The organism is Aeromonas sp. 603607 (assembly GCF_049171595.1).
Classification (GTDB): Bacteria; Pseudomonadota; Gammaproteobacteria; order Enterobacterales; family Aeromonadaceae; genus Aeromonas; species Aeromonas veronii.
Map to the genome: position 1 here is coordinate 25,061 of NZ_JAAKOV010000004.1, position 17,640 is coordinate 42,700.

The 17,640-nt window shown below is 56.7% G+C and carries 15 protein-coding genes; 12 read left to right on the top strand and 3 right to left on the bottom strand.

What is annotated here, in order from left to right; all coding sequences use genetic code 11:
• Positions 1–10 precede the first annotated feature (10 nt).
• From G5315_RS05620 to G5315_RS05640, 5 genes are all read left to right on the top strand, one after another.
• Positions 11–196, top strand: coding sequence for a helix-turn-helix transcriptional regulator (locus G5315_RS05620; protein ID WP_421205554.1), 186 nt, complete (start codon positions 11–13; stop codon positions 194–196).
• Positions 196–420 carry a helix-turn-helix transcriptional regulator gene (locus G5315_RS05625; RefSeq protein WP_016349205.1) on the top strand — a complete coding sequence of 75 codons (225 nt, stop codon included), beginning with the start codon at positions 196–198 and terminating at the stop codon, positions 418–420. Before G5315_RS05620 ends, G5315_RS05625 begins: the two co-directional genes overlap by 1 nt.
• Before the next feature lie 171 nt (positions 421–591).
• Entirely contained in the window at positions 592–1,167 is a 576-nt protein-coding gene (locus tag G5315_RS05630) for a YagK/YfjJ domain-containing protein (protein ID WP_421205556.1), read from the top strand.
• Positions 1,168–1,227: 60 nt separating this feature from the next.
• Positions 1,228–1,674 (top strand): hypothetical protein, encoded by a 447-nt coding sequence (locus G5315_RS05635; RefSeq protein ID WP_421332677.1) that lies wholly within the window; start codon positions 1,228–1,230, stop codon positions 1,672–1,674.
• Positions 1,675–2,283: 609 nt separating this feature from the next.
• Positions 2,284–2,631, top strand: a complete 348-nt coding sequence (locus G5315_RS05640) for a 50S ribosome-binding protein YggL (protein WP_421254358.1) — start codon at positions 2,284–2,286, stop codon at positions 2,629–2,631.
• Between the two features lie 39 nt (positions 2,632–2,670).
• On the opposite strand, the gene G5315_RS05645 is transcribed toward G5315_RS05640, so the two are convergent.
• Positions 2,671–3,282 carry a fimbrial protein gene (locus tag G5315_RS05645; RefSeq protein ID WP_421205561.1) on the bottom strand — a complete coding sequence of 204 codons (612 nt, stop codon included), beginning with the start codon at positions 3,280–3,282 and terminating at the stop codon, positions 2,671–2,673.
• 326 nt (positions 3,283–3,608) lie between these two features.
• On the opposite strand from G5315_RS05645, the gene G5315_RS05650 reads away from it, so the two are divergent.
• From G5315_RS05650 to G5315_RS05680, 7 genes are all read left to right on the top strand, one after another.
• The gene (locus G5315_RS05650) at positions 3,609–4,652 is read left to right on the top strand and encodes an OmpA family protein (RefSeq protein WP_421332678.1); all 1,044 of its coding nucleotides are present in this window, start codon (positions 3,609–3,611) and stop codon (positions 4,650–4,652) included.
• Positions 4,653–5,218: 566 nt separating this feature from the next.
• Positions 5,219–7,777 carry a fimbria/pilus outer membrane usher protein gene (locus tag G5315_RS05655; RefSeq protein WP_421332679.1) on the top strand — a complete coding sequence of 853 codons (2,559 nt, stop codon included), beginning with the start codon at positions 5,219–5,221 and terminating at the stop codon, positions 7,775–7,777.
• Between the two features lie 33 nt (positions 7,778–7,810).
• Complete coding sequence (locus G5315_RS05660) at positions 7,811–8,554, top strand: fimbria/pilus periplasmic chaperone (protein ID WP_016349199.1); 744 nt, start codon at positions 7,811–7,813, stop codon at positions 8,552–8,554.
• Between the two features lie 11 nt (positions 8,555–8,565).
• Positions 8,566–9,126, top strand: coding sequence for a fimbrial protein (locus G5315_RS05665; RefSeq protein ID WP_016349198.1), 561 nt, complete (start codon positions 8,566–8,568; stop codon positions 9,124–9,126).
• Positions 9,119–10,075, top strand: coding sequence for a reverse transcriptase domain-containing protein (locus tag G5315_RS05670; RefSeq protein ID WP_421332680.1), 957 nt, complete (start codon positions 9,119–9,121; stop codon positions 10,073–10,075). The genes G5315_RS05665 and G5315_RS05670 overlap by 8 nt, the downstream gene beginning before the upstream one ends.
• A 497-nt stretch (positions 10,076–10,572) precedes the next feature.
• A complete protein-coding gene (locus tag G5315_RS05675) occupies positions 10,573–11,076 on the top strand; it encodes a hypothetical protein (protein WP_421332682.1) in 504 nt (167 codons plus the stop codon).
• Positions 11,077–12,419: 1,343 nt separating this feature from the next.
• Positions 12,420–12,998 carry a fimbrial protein gene (locus G5315_RS05680; protein WP_421332683.1) on the top strand — a complete coding sequence of 193 codons (579 nt, stop codon included), beginning with the start codon at positions 12,420–12,422 and terminating at the stop codon, positions 12,996–12,998.
• Positions 12,999–13,745: 747 nt separating this feature from the next.
• Here G5315_RS05680 and G5315_RS05685 read toward each other — a convergent pair.
• Both G5315_RS05685 and G5315_RS05690 read right to left on the bottom strand, forming a co-directional pair.
• Positions 13,746–15,023: a winged helix-turn-helix domain-containing protein gene (locus tag G5315_RS05685; RefSeq protein WP_421332684.1), complete on the bottom strand. Its 1,278-nt coding sequence runs from the start codon at positions 15,021–15,023 to the stop codon at positions 13,746–13,748.
• A gap of 621 nt (positions 15,024–15,644) precedes the next feature.
• Positions 15,645–16,748 carry a leucine-rich repeat domain-containing protein gene (locus G5315_RS05690; RefSeq protein ID WP_421205575.1) on the bottom strand — a complete coding sequence of 368 codons (1,104 nt, stop codon included), beginning with the start codon at positions 16,746–16,748 and terminating at the stop codon, positions 15,645–15,647.
• Positions 16,749–17,640: the final 892 nt, after the last annotated feature.

The following is a 17,640-nucleotide window of genomic DNA, read 5'->3' on the forward strand; positions in this document are numbered from 1 at the left end:
GAGGTGAACCATGAATTCTCAAAAAATACTTTCCATTACAACAGTTTGCGACCTTGTCGGACGCAATCGCCGCACTCTGTGGGCATGGGTTCGTGACGGGGTTTTTCCCGAACCCATCAAGATCCATGGCAAAACAGTCGGCTGGCCAGAGTCGGTATACCAACAATGGCTCGCAGAATTGATGGAGAGCAAGTGATGGCCAAATCACCCTTCAGCTATCGTTCGTTGGCGGCGGCAGACAGCGGAACGCTGCAACCCATTCTCAAACACAAAGACCTGCAGCGAGTGCTGGGGTGCTCCAGAACGACGATCTACCGGTGGCTCGCTTTGGCCAAGCTCCCGGCACCGCTCAAACATAGCAACGGACGGATCATGGGGTGGACAAGGCAGCAAATTGAAGCGCTGTTAACAGTGGATTGAAGAATAAATGGGGGCAGCAGCCTCCTTTATTTGGCACCGAATGTAACAAACTGGCACATCATCCCCGATTTTCTCCAAGGCCTAGTCTCTGCTTGCAAAGCACCCCGTCCACGATCGGCGGGGGGTTAACTGCACCCAGCCGCCATCACTGCTTCAGGATATTGATAATATATGCCCGGTATTCATCACGATTCTTCTTTGACTCTTCCCCTGAACTATGAGTATCAAGGCCATGCTTGGGCGGTCATGAACAACATACGTATCAGGCGGGACATCATGGATGGCATCTTCCGATTACTGGAAAGATTCTTTAGCAAGACCAGCAAGTTACTTGCCATCCGCCTGGAGCTTAAAATGCAACAGGGCACAGACAACAATCAACCCATCAGTCGTTTCTGCAGACAGTTCAAATCAACACTGATCCAGCACTACGGCCCCTGTTATCACGGTTACATCTGGGTCAGAGAGAAAGCCAAATCCGCAGCCCAACACTACCACTTGGCCCTGTTTTTGGACGGACAAAAGGTCAAGCACTCTGACAATGTCTACCGGTTAGCCAAAGCAGAATGGACATATGGCTACCTAGCCCTACCGATGAATCCCTTTTACTTCGTCCACCGTGATCGCCTGGATGAACATAGATTGCTTGTCTACCGCTTAAGCTATTTGGCCAAAACCAAAGACAAGGGAAAGCGGCCACCAGCGGTCAAGGACTACCAAATCAGTCGCAGTATCAGGAAGCAATGAACGATGAAAAGCCGAATTTATGCTCCGAGAATCCCAACCCGCATTAGGAAACCGAGCGAAATGGGGTTCTATGAACGCAAGGTGTTCTGGCGTAATCATCAGGAGAACTTTGCCAATCTGGTGCTGCTTCAAGGTATCAGCATCAAGTTCTACGCAGAGCTATACAAACTTGATTTGAGACTCGTCTATGTAAAGTTTCGGGATCTGGGCAGTGCGGAGCTAAGGCGACGCTTCTGGGAACGTCATCGTCAACAATACCAATCTGAGCAGGCTGAAAACGGCCTGTCGGTAGAGGCCTATATAAAAACGCATAAGCTGCATCATAAGACAGCAAGACTGGAACTGAAGCGACGGTCCATGAGTGAAAAGTGGGAGACCCACTGTAGACGCTACGCTCTGCAGTCGAAACATCGAGATATCACCATTGCCCAGTATGCGAGGGAAAACAATCTGAATCCCTCGACAGCACGGCGTTACATACGAAAAGCCATCACATCTAATAGATAAAAAGCACCATAGGTATTTGGTCCCCCCCCTAGGATGCCCATCAATGGCAGGGATCGTTTACCAGAAACGCAAAGTCTAAATACACATGTAAAAAATTACCAAAAACAATAAACTTAAATAAAATCAGTAATATATTAATATTGAAAGTGATCATCGCAACTTACTGAACATGCAGACCAGAGGTAAAGTGATCCTCCGTCATCAGTGCGTAAACCTTAGACTTGCTGGTGGCTGGGTACTGACAGGGCTCGCTTGGCGTTTACAATCATCGCTGCAGCCATTGCAGGCAGCAACACAGACATCAGGTACACGGAGGCCTGTGCGTTGTGCGCTGGTGACTGAGTCGATATATTTGGGAGAGTCAAGAGAGGCGCTTGGCCTTTCTGTTGCTTGGCATGGTGGATCGAGCTGCACTAGTTTGTGAGCATGAGTCCTGCAATCCCTCTTAATTCCACGAACTATCAGACCTTATCCCTTCAACGGCCTAAATCCTGGGCATGGTGGCAAGACGCGACCTGGACCGAATGTGTGCTTCGACGGCCTATGCTGGCACCACCTCGGAGGTCTCACCCCAACTGATGGGCCACCAACACGATTCAGAGGTTCAACATGACATTTCAACCCTCAGAACTGAATAAAAAACGCTCCCGCCGCTTGCGCAAAAAACTGCATCTCGATGAATTTCAGGAGTTGGGTTTACACCTGACCTTTACCATAGATCGAGCGCAAGTCGACTTCGAAGAGGCACTGGATCGATGGCTGGACTATATCGAACTACAAGGTTGGAGCTTTGGCGGGGGTGGAGCCGACGCTGAGCTCAGCGGTTACCTGTGCCAAGCAGCTAACGACTCATTGACCTCTCAAGATCGGGAAGCAATTGCCAACTGGTTGACCGTACAGCCATGGGTGACTGGCCATCGGCTAGCACCACTGAGCGATGCCTGGTATGGCCCCTGAGCGGGCTGACCAATTGGGCAGCCCGCTCAGGATCATGACTTACTGATAGCTCATGACAAAGTCTGCCGCGGCATCGAACTCACCCGGCACGGGTGGGTTGCTACCATCAGCAGCCACCGTGCTCACGACCTTGGCGCCAAATTTGAGGTGGTTATCACCATTGACCAGACTGGACACCTTGGTTGGCGTACCCAACACAATCTCTTCCCCTGACTGCTTGTTGACCAGAGCAATCGCACCACCAGACCCCCCACCGTTCAATGCCAGCGCATGCTTGGTATCGTCGGATGGAATCCCGGAGAAGGTCACTGTCGCACTGGCTGCGGTGGCAAAATCACAGGCTTCCAGGTGGATTTCGAAAGGCCGCAGCGGAGTTGAACCCTGCTTTTTCAGTAGCGAGTTGGCGATCTCCCCCATCTGTACTGTCTGATCCACACTCTCGGGCGCAATGGAGCAGGGGGCATCGATAATGGCACCCACAAACTTGATGGTGCCATGACCCTGATCCTGAGGAGAAGACGCAGCTGGACTGGATGGACCCAAATCACTCCAACCGCCATCATCGTCTGCACAGGCAAGTGCAGCATACCCTCCAGATACCATTGCCACAGTCAAGGCAGTGACCAAACGCAAGCCTGATATTTTTTTCATACAATCAACCTCTATTTGTCCAATGATCGAGCGTTGATCATATAAAGAATGAAAGACACTCTCCAATTATGAAAAATTACCTTTAAACTCAGCCATTAACCATGATTTATAGAACCGGAACGGCCATCACCCTGTCGTTATTTAGAAATAACAAATATTAATTTTAAATAATTTGACTCCTCCACCTCACAGGCTACTGTTTCACCCCGCGATTATCAAATCTGCACCGTCCTGATTCAATGTGAATTATGAGCGCTGCGTTGATCGTCGGCATTTGCTTGCAACAAAGCAATAAAACGAGAAATTAAAATATGAGGATGTCATCTATGTTATTTGGACAAAAGAAGCTTGCCCTTGTCGTGAGCTGTCTGATGCTGGGTCTTGGTACCGGTTCTGCCAATGCCACCGAAAACGGTGACTCGGCTGATCTCTATTTCGGTGCCGGTGCCGGCTTCACCCACTTTCAGGGTCTGAACAAGATTGGCGGTGTCGAAAACGGCACCGAAGATGCCGCCGCTACCAACGCCTTTGCGGGTTACAACCTTAACGACTATCTGGGGGCCGAACTGGGCTACATCTACGCCGGGCGTGGCAACACCGATGGCAACCGCTTCGAAAATCAGGGGGGAACCCTCTCCCTGATCGGCCGTGTTCCCCTGGCTGGTGACCTTAGTCTGTTCGGTGAGGCAGGTGGTTACTGGGCCCACACCGACGGGCTGGGCACCAAGGATACCAAGGTCTCCTCCCTGTTTGGCGCCGGCCTGACCTATCAACTGACCGATGCGCTGGATCTGCAGGCCCGCTGGCGTTACATCACTGATGTGGCAGACCTGCACAGCAGTGACTACCACACCAGCACCAAACCCAACCAGAACATGACCACGCTGGAGCTGGTCTACCACCCCTTCCGCTCCAGCTATGTTGAGCCGGTCGCGGTAGAGCGCCCCATTCCGGCGCCGGAACCCGTCATGGTCGACAAGACCTTCGAACTGAGCTCTGACGTGCTGTTTGCCTTTGGCAAGGCAGACCTGAAGGAAGAGGGCTTGCAGACCCTGGACAAGCTATACCAGGACCTGGCCAACGCCCGCCCCAAAGAAGGTGAAGCCATCGTGATCGGCTATACCGACCGCATCGGCTCGGCCAAGGTGAACCAGCGCCTCTCCGAGGCCCGCGCCCGGGCAGTGGCTGATTTCCTGGTCTCCCAGGGGCTGCCGGCCGGCAAAATCCGGGTTGAGGGACGTGGTGCGGATGACTCGCTCACCGGCACTCAGTGCGATGGCATCAAATCCAAAGCAAAACGCATTCAATGCCTGGCACCGGACCGTCGGGTAGAAGTACGACTGACCGGGATCAAGTCAGTACAAGCGTGATGATATCAAGGAAGCTATATCGGGCAGGGATGCCCACCTATTTCCAATATCAGCCCTGCTATATCTCCCCATGATATTTCAGTGTCGCTTATCGTTAATCACTCATGGTCTATCAGCGCGATCTGCTCACTCCCAATAATCCCTCCGCCCTTTTTCCGGCGATATCAACCCGGGCTCCCCACCCATTATCTGCGTCACGCTTTGCCTGACTGTTCTAAAAATCACCAGCAATGGCCTGCCAGACCCGATTTCAGGCGACCCAAGACCTGATGAAAGTAAAGCTCAACACATTGATTATTAACGGATAAAACCGGAATTATCTGTAACTGGTCAAAGAGGGTTCCAGCTCGATACCATGTGCTGGCCAATCGGGGGAATCATTGCGCCGGGCGATATCTGCGGCCAGGAAACCAGGTGGTGCCAGTTTCTCATTTCATCCCTCTGAATATAAAAAACGCGCCTGACCCGGCGTCAGCGCGGCTTTTTTTGTTGAAAGGTTGTCGACCATCACAACCGTGTGGCAGGCAGTTCAGCCCCGGCCCCTTACAGACAGTGACGATATTGATATGAAACAACGCATTGCAATATTGATAATCAACTTGCTTGGTGCCTTTGCCATTCAGGCAGCCCCTGCCAGCGGCATCGATTTCAATACCGATTTGCTGGATGTAACCGACCGCGAAAATATCGATTTCGAACAATTCACTCACGTCGGCTATATCGTTCCCGGCAAATATACCATGCAGGTCAATATCAACGATCGTTCACTGGGCGAGCGCGAAATCACGGTGAAAAGTGATGCGGATGGCGCGTCGATAAGTTGTATTCCGAAAACACTGCTGGAAGAGTTCGGCCTCAAGGAGAGCGCCCTGCAAAAAGTATTGCAGGCCAATACCGACATGCAGTGCATCAATCTCGATGTGCTGGAAGGGAGCACGCTGCGTCCGGATATCAGCAGTTACACCCTCACCATCTCAATTCCGCAAACCAACCTGGAATATATCGACGACAACTGGGAACCCATCAGCCGCTGGGATAACGGCATCAACGGTTTTATGCTCGATTACGGCATCAACCTGCAACATGCGACCAGCTCCGAGCAGTGGGAGAATAATACCAACGCCAGTGCCTACGGCGTGCTGGGGGCCAACTATGGTGCCTGGCGCGTGCGGGCCGACTGGCAGGCGCAATATCAGAGCAATCGTGGCTGGCATACCCAGAAACCGCCTCAGGATGAGGACCAGCAGGATCAGGATGAACCTCAGGATCCCACCCATCCGAAACAGGTGAAAGAGACCCACCAGCAACACTCTGCCGACGTGACCCGGGTCTACGCCTATCGCCCGCTCCCCTCCCGCGAGGAGAAGCTGATGGTAGGGGAGCTGGATCTTGGCAACTCCATCTTCGACTCGTTCCGCTTCACCGGGCTCACGCTAGCCTCGGATGACAACATGCTCCCCCCCAACCTGCGTGGCTATGCCCCCGAAGTGGTCGGTATCGCCAAAACCAACGCCAAGGTGGTCATCAGCCAGGGGGGACGCGTTCTCTACGAGACCCAGGTCGCGGCCGGCCCATTCCGAATCCAGGATCTCAACTCGGCCACCAGCGGCGAGCTGGACGTGCGGGTAGAGGAACAGGATGGCTCCTTGCAAACCTTCAAGGTCAATACCGCCGCTATCCCCTATCTGTCGCGCCCGGGCTCGGTACGCTACAAGTTTGCCAGCGGCAAGCCCTCCAACCTCGACCACAGCCTGGAAGGGCCGCTGTTTGTCAGCGGCGAAGCCTCCTGGGGGGTCAACAATGGCTGGTCCCTCTTCGGCGGCGCCCTGGTGAGCGACGGCTATGCCGCGCTAACTGTGGGTACGGGCCGGGACCTGCTGCAATTTGGTGCCATCTCGTTCGACATGACGGAGTCGCGGGCCGAATTGCCCGAGAAGGGCATCAAGCACGGCGGCTCCTATCGGGTCAACTACTCCAAGAGCTTCGACAAATACGACAGCCAGGTGGCGTTTGCCGGTTACCGCTTCTCGGAGCGCGACTTCATGACCATGAGCGACTACCTGAGCGCCAAAGACGAGAGCCAGGCCTACTACCAGGGGGGCTCGAAAGAGATGTACTCGGTCATTCTGAGCAAGCAGTTTCGCAACCAGAATATTGGCGCCTACTTCGACTACACCCACCAGTCCTACTGGCTGAAGCCGGACAGTGAACGCATCAGCCTGGCCCTCTCCCACCAGTTCGATGTGAAGGATTGGCGCGGCCTGGGGCTGACGGTGAACGCCTACCGCCAAACCCAGTGGGAGAACGCCGATACCGGTATGTACCTCTCCCTCTCGGTGCCGCTCGGCGGGGGCAGTCACCTCGGTTACAGCCTCTCGTCGCAAAACGACACCCTGACTCACAGCGCCAACTACTACAACACCCTGGACGAGCGCAACAACTACTCTCTCTCGGCCAGCACCTCGCCCCGTGGGGAGAGCCTGAGCGGCTTCTACTCCCATACCGCCGACAAGGCGCAGCTGTCGGTCAATGCCAGCGAGCAGAACGGTGGCAAAAACCTGAGTGCGGGCCTCTCCGTGCAGGGGGGCATCACCGCCACCGCGCAGGGCACCGCCCTGCACCGGGTCGGCATGATGGGGGGCAGTCGCCTGCTGGTGGATGCCGATGGCGCCGAAGGGGTGCCGATCCATGCCGGCGGCCCCGTCACCACCACGGATCGCCACGGCAAGGCGGTGGTGGCCGATCTCACCAGCTACTACCGGCAGCGCACCAGCATAGATGTGGATCGGCTCGGCGACGAGGTCGAACCCATCGGCTCCCCCGTGGCCAGCCGCACCCTCACCGAAGGGGCCATCGGCTACCAGCACTTCGATGTGCTGGCGGGGGGCAAGCGGCTGCTCGCCTTCCGGCTGCAGAGCGGCAAGACGCCCCCCTTCGCCGCGGTGGTGGAGAACCGACAGCAGTTGCGACTGGGGATGCTGAGCGACGACGGCATGGCCTATCTGGCGGGGCTGCACGCCGGCGAGCCGATCTTCATCCGCTGGGGCGACCATGCCCACTGCCAGGCAGTGCTGCCAAACCCGCTGCCGGCGGAGGACGAGCTGCCCACCCTGAGCTGTCACTGAGACCCGTTTTACTGACCAACACGAGATCCGACGATGAAACTGATGCAACACGCCCTGCTGGCCTTCGCCCTGGTGGCCGCCCTGCCCACTCAGGCCGCCGTGGCCCTGGATCGCACCCGGGTGATCTACACCGGCGATAGCAAGTCCCAGAGCCTCAACATCCGCAACCACAACAAGGAGCTGCCCTATCTGGCCCAGGCCTGGATGGAAGATGCCATGGGCCGCAAGATTTCAAGCCCCTTCGTGGTGCTGCCCCCGGTGCAGCGGCTGGAGCCGGGCGCCGACAGCATGCTGAAGGTGCAGGCCACCCAGGCGAGCCACCTGCTGCCCCAGGATCGGGAGAGCCTGTTCTACTTCAACCTGCGGGAGATCCCGCCGCGCAGCGACAAACCCAACTCCCTGCAGCTGGCGCTGCAGACCCGCATCAAGTTCTTCTACCGGCCGCAGTCGCTGGTGGTGGAGCCGGAGGCCCATGTCGCCCCCTGGCAGCAGCAGCTCAAGCTGACCCCGACCCAGGGGCACTACCGGGTGGAGAACCCCACCCCCTACTTCATCACCCTGGTCGATGCCGCCGGCAAGGCCGATGACGAAGGGCAGGCCGACTTCACCCCCCTGATGCTGGCCCCGTTTGGCCAGGGTGAGCTCAATCTCGGGGTCGCCCGGCTCGGCAACACGCCGACCCTCACCTATGTCGATGACTTCGGCGGGCGCCGCCCGCTCCACTTTCGCTGCACCGATCAGCACTGCAGCCTGACCAGCGCCGACAAAGCGGCCTGAAGGAGGTAACGATGAACCCCATGATCCACAAGGCCCGCGGCCTGCCGGCCCTGATCTGCCTCGCCTGGCTGGGGCTGCTGCCGGCCCGCGCCTGGGCTGACGGCTACGACTCGGTGCAGCTGACCATCACCGGCACCCTGGTCTCGGTCCCCTGCACCATCCCCCCGGCAGATGCGAACATCAGCCTGGATCTGGGTACCGTGGTCAACAAGGATCTGCTGCGGGACAAACGCTCCAAACCCAAGGGGTTTGTGCTGCACCTGGAAGAGTGCGATCCCTCGGTGGCCAAGGGGGTCAAGGTCACCTTCAGCGGCACCGCCTCCAGCGAGGACAAGAACCTGCTGAGCCTGGCCAAGGGCAGCGCCGCCGCCGGCATCGCCCTCGGCATAGTCCAGGGCAAGGATAGCCCCAAGGATCTGCCGCTGGGTCAGGCCAGCAGCAAGCAGACCCTGCAAACCGGCAAGAACCAGCTCGATTTCGGGGTCTACGTCGCGCTGCTGAAATCGGGGGAGAAAAAGCTCACCCCCGGCACCTTCAGCGCCCAGTCGACCCTCAAGCTGACCTATGAATAACCGCTATCCCGAACTCGCACCGGCGCAGGCCTGGCAACTGGCCTATCAGTGGCTCTGCCAGCGGCGGCGCCACTACCCGGCCAACGCCGATATCTGGCACCTGCGCTTTCACTGGCCAGCGCGCTCGGCCACCCTGTTTGTCCGGGTGATGGCGGGGCACTATCGGCTCAGCCCCATGCAGCTGCTGGGGGGCCACGCCATCTGGTCGGCAGAAGATGCGCTGGTGCTGAAATGGGTGGCGCTGCGGGTCGCCCCACGGCTCCCCTGGCACCCGTCCTGCGAACATGGTCGCGGCATGGGGGTGGTGGCCTCCCGCCGCCGGCTGCACGACTTTTTGCAAGGGGCCGGGGGCAGCCACCCCTATGTGCTGCGCACCGATATTCGCGGCTACTACCAGCATATCGACCGGAATCGGGTGCTCAGCCGGCTGGTGGCGCCGCTGCCCTGCCCCGTCTGCCGCGAGCTGATGCGCCAATACCTCTATTACAGCGTCGAGTGCGGCGGCGAGTTTCATACCCCCAGCGGGGGGATCAGCCGCGGCTGCGCGCTGAGCCCGCTGATCGGCGCCAGCCTGCTGTGGCATATCGATACCGACTTTGCCGCCAGGGGGGAGCTCTATTACGCCCGCTATATGGACGACTTTATCGTGCTGGCCCGCACCCGCTGGCGCCTGCGCGATGCCGTGCGCCGTCTCAATGGCTATCTGGCCGCCGACGGCTTTAGCCAGCACCCCGCCAAGACCTGGATTGGCCGCCTGGATCGCGGCATCGACTGGCTGGGAGGCTGGTATACCACGCAGGGCAGGGTCGGCATCGCCCCCAACGCCCTGCAACGCTATCGAACCAAATCCCTGCGGCTTTATGAGCAGACCCTGCGTGCCGGCAACCCGGAAACCGAGTGCCAGCGCAGGGTGCGGGGGTATTTTATGAGGTGGCGACAAGCCAGATGACCGTAGGATTGACATTGGGGACGGGCCTGTGCCCCCCTACACCGTCCTACCACCGACCTCCGAGCAAAACCAACTGAGATGGAAAAATGAAAAGCTGTAACCACGATACCGGGATCAACCGCAGCCAACATCCACCGCTAGCCCAACAACGGTCGTGGCGCCCGCTCCACAGAGGACGTTTTGCTGGCCTAGCTGTTTACGCTGCGATCCTCCTGTCAGTGGCCAGTTCGTGCGTGGCAATGACCGGGGTAACCGTAGTAGACAACCCCACAAGTCCCCACGGCAGGTTCCAGGCAATCCGAACCATTGACACCACATACCCCATGCCGAACCGGTGCGCTGGGGTCGCGGGATGCTCAGTGGGGGTGTTCGCGCTATCCGACATGTGGGGCGAAGCTGACCATGACGGATACGGCTCTGCGGACTCTAACCATGACTGGGACCACTGTCTGACAGACGAGAATAACAAGACGTTGGGAGACGTTGGCCAATGCCTGGTGGATCAGCACATCAGCTCGGCAATCCCAGTCTACGATTACCTTCCGAGTAGTTACCCGGTGAGGGACCACGCCCTAGCATGCCTGGCGTACCGTCGGGGCTACGATCAGTACGACGCGGCGAAGGGACGGATCTATTGCGCCGCTGTTGGGGGGCCGCTCTCCACCTGCAAGTTTGATGCCCCCTCTCTAACCGGGACTTTCCAAGGCACCGCCGGCGTGATCTACAGGGAAGAGGTAGTCCTCGGGGCTGTGAACCTCACTTGCGACGCAGACCTAACGCTCGTTGCGGGGGTGGGTGGGCCTATCGAAATGGTTCAGGGAAGTAACAGGGACCCCAGGAACGTTGCAACTGTTGACCTCGGCGCCGGGGAGGGTGTTGCGCTGACGATCCAGGCTAAACAGGGGGTGACGACGAGAATAGGTGTGAAAGCTTTCGTGTCGGGGAACTACGAGGCGGGGGACGTGAAGGGGACGGGCACCATTACAATCGGCGTTCCATAACCTATGCCGCGACCGCTGGCTAGAGATCCGGGTTGCGCTGCGGGGCCAGTGGTAACGCGGTGATGTTCGGCGGGCGTGTGCCCCCGAGGTGGTGCAAGCTGCGCCAGATGTCTCGGTGACTCCGTCGCGACCGTCGCCCGGCCAGCCGACGGTTGGATACTGGGGCAGCATGCGTGAGTAGCCAGGCTACATTCCCTACGTGGTGTATGTCCCGTGGCTCGACGGCGGCCGCAGAGCGGATACTCGCGTCGCGTAGTCTATCAGGCACGCCCCGTTGGTGCGCCAGCGGGCGAGGTCTGGGTGACGGTCCGATCGGCAGTGTTCAGGAGATTGGGGACTGGCGAGGTGACATGCAATGCGGGGGGGGGCCGGCACTAACCGAACCCATAGTGGAACCCGCGGTAATAGGTGCCCTGGATGGCCCTCGGTCTCCCCCGCGCCTTGTCCGAGGTTACTGTACCGTGTTGCTCCCTCGACGGCGTGGCTCATTAGGGGTAACCCTTGGGTTCCCTCGTACTGTCGGACGGCGCGTGTCGTGGTTTAGCGGTGGACTGAGCGATGCGCCCAAACAAACTCGGCTAAGCCCTCGAGGACCGTGGACTACGAACACAACAAGACACTGTCGCCCGCCCCCCCCCCGACCTCAGAGGTAGGTAGCCGGGATCGACTATGCGATGTACGGCGCGAGCCGTCCCTGTACCTCCCGCGATGACACGGAACAAACCTCAACCCCCTCCGGCTCGCCTCAAGCGTCCCCCAACCAGTAGTCGCTGGCCCGAAGAAGGCGGGTACGTGCAGGTGCACGCGGCTTAACTTCCGGGGGGGACAGGGGAGGCCTGTTCATGCTGAGCCGAAGCGCGGCCTAAGGCGACCCCGCTGATGCTCGGCGGGATAACTGGTACATGGCAAGGGACGAACCGGCCCCCCTCCCCCGTGGGGAGATTCGACGTCCTGCCGACTCCAACGACGTACCAGACCCCTCACTAGCGGCTGTCCGCGCATCGCCTGTCCGCGAAGAACGCCTTGGGATATGCACTGCGGATAATACGGTATGCCCGTTATGTAAGATCCGATTTCCCCTGGTGTGTGTTTCCTCTCCATTGGCCTAGCCGCAACTGCCCTGCCCCCTCTACCGCATACCAAAAAGAGGTCAACACATTGATATAAAAGGGATTGCAAAGAAATTTTTCATAACTGGGAGCGGGCAGCTTCAGGGGGTAGCATGCCTTGGTCGACAGCACCAGGTGAGTCGGTTTGAACCACCATAGGGCTCCCTTTCTCCTGACTCACCGGCTCGCTGTCGTTATGCATACTCCCGAACGAAAAAAAGTAAGGACAACAATATGAAACCCATGAATTCCGCCCGCTGGGGAATGTCGGCACTCGCCCTCTCCCTCGCCCTGACCGCCGCTGGTACCGCCTTTGCCGAAGAGACCCCACCAACCGAAAAACCGCCGGTGGATCAGGGTCACGGCACCATCAAGTTTATCGGCGCCATTATCGACGCCCCCTGCTCCATCGCCCCGGAGAGCGTGGACCAGACCATCCAGATGGGGGAGATCGCCAACTCGCTGCTGAACAAGCAAGGCTCCACGCCGCTGCGCCCGTTCGAGATCCACCTGGAAGCCTGTGACTTCGCCACCGCCAGCGACGCCACCGTCACCTTCAACGGCATCCCGGCCGACACCGCCAAGAAGAGCCTGGCCCTTAATGGCGGCGGCTCCGGTGGCGCCATCTCCCTGGTCAACAAGCAAAATGGGGAAGAGATCGTGCTCGGCACCCCGACCAAGGTGGCCAGCCTGGTCAATGGCGACAATCACCTGAAGTTTGGTGCCAAGGTGATCAGTACCGTGGCTCAAGGTGGCAAGGCAGTGCCGGGTGAGTTCGATGCCTCCGCCGACTTTATCATGACCTACCAGTAATCCTCCGCAGATAACCTGACTCCGCGACCAAGGCAAACGGAATTGCCTTGCCATTGGGCCTTATTCGCCGAGCTCTGACCCGGAACGCCCTCCAACTCCAACCGATGGCTGTGGCCCCCCTCCTTGTTCCTCCGCACTGTCGCCATTCCCCTCTGCGCCATTACCCGCTATCCCATGCAGCACGCATAAGCCACGTCGATCCTCTGGCCCGTTATGTGCACACCCGCGACATCGAGTCGGGCACCGTCACCATACCGCCCCCGGATGGCCAGCCTCTGCCGACCGGGGTGCGCTCCGCCGAAGGGATCCATCCATTCGCGCTCGGCGTCAGCCCCCTATCCGGGGGCGTCCGGTATCTTCAGCGGCGGCGGTGTGGGGCTCCTGACGGCCGAGTGAATCCCCCTTTCGCACTGACTGCTGAAGCAATCCGCACGGCACAATCCGGCCCCCCTTGCTCCCGCATCATCCCCAGAGCCTGAGGCCCATCCCTGTTTGACCCTTTATCCCGCAGCTGCCCCCCACCGCCACGCCCGGCCTCAGGACCATTGTGTTGCAGCATAGGGTCCAGCAACCAGCGAGCCGGCCGGCACTTCACTTAACCAAGGGGTTCAGGGCGGTGGCGAGGAGAGGGGGCATCAAGGCAAAAGCTGGTGGCGCGGCAAGGGCAGAATAAAGAAAAGGCTGGCACAAGCCAGCCTTGGTGAGATGAGTGACGACGGATCCCCGCCTAGGCATCCGGGCAGGGGCTTAATCCGGCGCCCTGCGCGACAGCATCAGAAAACCGCCATGTACGGTGGAGGCATGCAGCACTTTTTGCGCCTCCAGGGTGTAACGCAAATGCTCCTCTTCGCTGGTCATAATGCTCATGACAGCCGCCCGGTAGGGGGTCAGCAGCTCCGACTCCAGCGCCTTGACGTGCACACTCTGCAGATGGGCTTTCATGACGTAATCGGGATAGCGGCCGTTGATCTCCGTCAGCCTGCCATCACGGGTTTTGAGGAGCGTCAGCTCTGCCATCTCCTCACCGGCTGGCGTCACCAACGAGACCTCCTGCACGAATTCGTGGATCGGCGCACCATACCCCTTGTGTCTGACCTGCATCGCCAATACGGGATGTTCTGTCCCATCACAAGGCGCATAGAAATTGACGTTGTTGTAATACCCCTCCCCCATGGGTGCCGGAAAATCACGGAAGGGGGGCACAGAGAGATGCTGTGCGATGCACCTTAGCTGAGGCTCCAGCGACGCATCATGCTGAACGAAATAGACCTTCTCCCACAGGGGCCGATCGCCTTCATAAGAGACCAGCGATATCAGGTGGTCGGCAATCATCATCCGGTATTCGCTCTCCGCCGACTGCGCAGAAGCCTTGTCAATCATCTCCAGAGTGGCGCTGGAAATCGGCGGATTGGCCCCATCCACGCGATAGATGATGCCGTGCCGGGTGGTTATCTTTTTGGTCAGATAGGGCAGGCTCTCTTCTTCCGCCAGCAGAAACCAGCCAGCCAGAACAAGCAGACCAAGCAGCAACGAGACCATGATGCCACGCTTGAGGATAACCCTGCTGCGGTGCCATGCGGGTTGCAGCAAGGGGGGCTCGTCAAACAGATCGCGGCCTGTGTCCGTTTCATCAACCAGCTCTCCGACCAGCGCATCATGGGTGACAGTGTCGGGGGCGTCGTCAATGATCAGCTCCTCTTTCAGGATGGTCAGATCCATCATGTAACCCACTCTGGGCACGGTACGGATAGAGTCCATCACCCCCAGGGACTCCAGCTTGCGCCGGATCATCAGGATATTTTTATTCAGACCCGCGTCGCTGCTTTCACTGTTGTTCCACAATGCAGAGATAAACTCCTCTCTGGACATCACCTGCTGGGGGTGTTCACAGAAAAACTCCAGCAGTTGGCACTCTTTCTGGCTTAAATGTACTTCGCGGGTAGCATCTCCCCTTTCTTTGACCAGACAATAACGCGATGGAATAAAGGTGATGTCATCACCAATGTGATAATTTATTTCCAGCATGATGCTCATCAATCAGCAAACTTGAATGTGACTACCACCCCAAAAAGCAGGATTCATTAGCCACCCCTTTACATACCAGCCAACCGCTATATTCGAAATAGATCTCAAAAGCAAAATATATGTCCAATACAGCAACTATGACTACCAGTATATACACCAGCGTTTTTATGTACTTTATAGGTATATTTATGTAGTCCAGCTCATAGTTTTTCTTCGGCTTCCATCCCGATGATTCAGTTGGCTTAGGGAAAAGAACATCCACATCAGCCCTTTTACGAAACATTTCGCTACCTTTTGGCAATTAAATGGAGCGAAAATGTTAGCACTGAAAGCCCATGCGGTTAAATTACGATTAATTTCATAAAAATACCCTTAAAAACATAGAGATAAGAGCATCCATAACAACAAAGCCCCCATCCAGGGGGGGCTCGTGACCGTGATTTTATCTGATCAAGATGCAAATCTGAATGAACATTAAAGATGAATCATATCCGCTTGATTCACGTCAATTTTGTTTTCCATACCCTGTCCGGGATGGTCTCTCTCTTCCTCATTTAGTTAAAAAAAATGGCACTACCTGCCGGGAGTCATGGAGGTAGTGCCATAAAAGCCAGCCGCATATTAAGGCTGGAATACCTGCTGCACAACGCTACCGCTGGCAATCACCTTCTTGTTGCTGCTCTCGTAGGACCATGTCAGTGAATTCTGGCCTGCCCCTTCCCATACCAGCAGGTTGTTCGTCTCGTCATAGCTGCCGGGCGTCGCCCAGACAATCTCTGGTACCTCGTCTTGCGGAGTGCGCAAAACGATCTTGAGCCATTTCCCCTGCACCGTATCCGCCATCACCACATGTTGATTCTTCAATGACACACTGGTGTTGTCGTGCAGATAGGCCAGCGGCCGAGTGTTGCTGATGTAGTTGTCATCGGCAGTCAGCTTCGCCAGATAGCGCGGCCCATGCACTATCTTCTCGAGGTCATCCAGGCGACACCCCGACACATCCAGCTTCTGCAAAGCAGACAGGTTGGCCATGCCGGACCAATCCGCCATCTTGTTATTCGAAATATTCAGACCAACCAGGGTCGCAGGCATAAACTCCAGAGTGGAGATCTTGGCTGATGCCACCTCAAGCTGCTTGAGCTTGCTCATCTTTCCCAGCGGGGATAGGTCATCTATCGGGTTATCGCTGACGGACAAGGTGGTCAGATTCATCAGATCCGCAATCGGGCTCAGTGAATCAATCCCATTTCCCGAGATATCCAGCATGGTCAGCGTAGATATTCTGCCAAGTTGATGGATATCAGCGAGACGGTTGGCCGCTATTTTCAGCGTGGAGAGCGGCAGTTCACTGATTGCGGAAATATCACTGATATCGTTGTCCGTCACATCCAGTGAAACAAGATTGGTGGCAAACTGTAACCCGGTCAGGTTCTCGATATGTTTACCGACAGCATTGAGACTATCCAGCGCCAGCATATCCTGAGTCGTCACAGGATCTGCCTCAGCAATACCCAACGCAGATTTGACCGCGGCTTCCATATTCTTGTCAGGAAAATTGATAATCTCTGCATTGACTGCATCTGTCAGGAGTTGTTCATTATTTTCGGAAGGCTGCAACTGGATATATCCATTGCGATTATCGGCTTCATGTTCTGACACTGTGCCGGCAATGGCGGGGACAGACAGCGCCATTGAAATGGCAATTGCCAAGGTCGTGTTTTTCATTATTTACGTCTCTCGGTTTGTTGATTGCTATAAAACCCTACCGAAAATAGATTTCATGAAAAATAAAAAAATCGAGACATATTCATTATTGTGATCACCAACTGCTTATATTTTTAAATTACAAATAATTATAAATAATTTCGGCCAATACCATCCGTACATTTGCCAGATATTGGGTGAGCAAGGTTTATCACAGACCACAGGTTTCAGGTTGGTGTACATGAGCATATGTAATGACTCCTGGCGTAGCGCTCTACATCATTGGCAGCCAATAGCTCAATGAGCATAAGGGAGCCGCACAGATCGTCATGAGGCACGCTTTTTCCACCTATGCGAGATGAAGCCTCGCAACATCGCTGATTGGAAGGCTGCCAGAGCAACCTTGACAGACAACCTGCTGCAGCGGCTAACGGGATCTCGACCCAACCGAACTGATAGATGAAATAATCCCTGCCACCTCACGTCCATGACGCAGTGAAAACGACAACACAGCCCATTCCGCTGGCTGAGTTATCACCACCAGAGGAGAGGAAACGGCTCACTGGCCAAACGCTCTATGCCGGCCACCAGCAGAGAGAATTTTGACTGTGCGGGGTTTAGTGTGGGGCAAAAAAATAAAAACACTTAACCAAAACAATTAAAAATATAATAATCAAACACTTAGATGAATGTGGCGAGTCTTCCATCGAAGACCTCAACTGATCCTGCCTGCCCTCCGGCAGCGCCCGATGCAGACAGGCCGCAACTCACGGCGGCCTCTTTGCTTATCCCCCTCCGCCATCATCTGGTGATAGTACACCCCGCATCGTCTCTGCTCCTTCCCTTAGCCTCTTTATGTCATTCGCCTTGCAAACCACCAATGTGCCACTCCGATCACAAATCGCAGTAAAGC

What these genes read in the sequence shown, in the direction of transcription:
- G5315_RS05620 (WP_421205554.1), top strand. Translation starts at nt 11, where the DNA reads ATGAATTCTCAAAAAATACTTTCCATTACAACAGTTTGCGACCTTGTC.
- G5315_RS05625 (WP_016349205.1), top strand. Translation starts at nt 196, where the DNA reads ATGGCCAAATCACCCTTCAGCTATCGTTCGTTGGCGGCGGCAGACAGC.
- G5315_RS05630 (WP_421205556.1), top strand. Translation starts at nt 592, where the DNA reads ATGCCCGGTATTCATCACGATTCTTCTTTGACTCTTCCCCTGAACTAT.
- G5315_RS05635 (WP_421332677.1), top strand. Translation starts at nt 1,228, where the DNA reads ATGGGGTTCTATGAACGCAAGGTGTTCTGGCGTAATCATCAGGAGAAC.
- G5315_RS05640 (WP_421254358.1), top strand. Translation starts at nt 2,284, where the DNA reads ATGACATTTCAACCCTCAGAACTGAATAAAAAACGCTCCCGCCGCTTG.
- G5315_RS05645 (WP_421205561.1), bottom strand. Translation starts at nt 3,282, where the DNA reads ATGAAAAAAATATCAGGCTTGCGTTTGGTCACTGCCTTGACTGTGGCA.
- G5315_RS05650 (WP_421332678.1), top strand. Translation starts at nt 3,609, where the DNA reads ATGTTATTTGGACAAAAGAAGCTTGCCCTTGTCGTGAGCTGTCTGATG.
- G5315_RS05655 (WP_421332679.1), top strand. Translation starts at nt 5,219, where the DNA reads ATGAAACAACGCATTGCAATATTGATAATCAACTTGCTTGGTGCCTTT.
- G5315_RS05660 (WP_016349199.1), top strand. Translation starts at nt 7,811, where the DNA reads ATGAAACTGATGCAACACGCCCTGCTGGCCTTCGCCCTGGTGGCCGCC.
- G5315_RS05665 (WP_016349198.1), top strand. Translation starts at nt 8,566, where the DNA reads ATGAACCCCATGATCCACAAGGCCCGCGGCCTGCCGGCCCTGATCTGC.
- G5315_RS05670 (WP_421332680.1), top strand. Translation starts at nt 9,119, where the DNA reads ATGAATAACCGCTATCCCGAACTCGCACCGGCGCAGGCCTGGCAACTG.
- G5315_RS05680 (WP_421332683.1), top strand. Translation starts at nt 12,420, where the DNA reads ATGAAACCCATGAATTCCGCCCGCTGGGGAATGTCGGCACTCGCCCTC.
- G5315_RS05685 (WP_421332684.1), bottom strand. Translation starts at nt 15,023, where the DNA reads ATGCTGGAAATAAATTATCACATTGGTGATGACATCACCTTTATTCCA.
- G5315_RS05690 (WP_421205575.1), bottom strand. Translation starts at nt 16,748, where the DNA reads ATGAAAAACACGACCTTGGCAATTGCCATTTCAATGGCGCTGTCTGTC.